At 68.1% G+C, this 752-nt stretch carries 1 protein-coding gene; it reads left to right on the top strand.

Annotated features, from left to right (window positions below):
- Positions 1-752 (top strand): AMP-binding protein (locus AC5Y7E_RS24210; protein ID WP_499950946.1); only part of this gene is annotated, 752 nt, incomplete at both ends.

The raw sequence follows: 752 nt of genomic DNA, 5'->3' as shown, positions 1-752 counted from the left end.
GGCTTTGGCTTGGCAATACGCCGCCGAACACGGCAATGGGGCGCAAGTCGAACTTGCCCTGGGTGATCTGCAGGCGATGCCGATGCCCGTGGACACCCACAGCGCTCGCATGGACCTGACTTTTTCCCTCGGAGAGCGTTGGACCGGGGAAGGTGAGCCAGCCGGGATCGGCGGAACGGTGGAGTTCCGCACCGATGTGTTCGATGCGGCCACCATCGAGACACTGATCGGCAGGTTGCAGCGGGTGTTGGCGGCGCTGACCGCCGACCCCGACCAGCGGCTGTCGGCGATGGAGGTCCTCGATGAACCCGAGCACGCCGAATTGGATGCACTCGCCCACCGCGCGGTGCTCACCCAACCCGCACCCACCCCGGTGTCGGTGCCCGCCTTGTTCGCCGCTCAAGTTGCGCGCGCCGGCGAGGCGGTGGCGGTGAGTTTCGCGGGCGCCTCGATGACCTACCGCGAGCTCGATGAGTCCTCGACCCGGTTGGCGCATCTGTTGGCCGGTCACGGTGTGGGCCCGGGACAGTGTGTGGCGCTGCTGTTGCCGCGTTCGGTGCAGGCGATCACCGCGATGGTGGCGGTACTCAAGGCCGGGGCGGCGTATCTGCCCATCGACACCGCGGCACCTGACGCCCGGATCGGGTTCATGCTCGCTGATGCCGCCCCGATGGCCGTGGTGACCAGCAACCCATGGCGCTCGCGGCTCGACGGTTTCGAAGGGGTGGTCATCGAGGTCGACGACCCCGCCC

It is taken from the genome of Mycobacterium sp. NGS17 (genome assembly GCF_059813205.1).
Note: the sequence above shows the minus strand (reverse complement) of the source record. Positions and strands in the feature narration are given on the sequence as shown.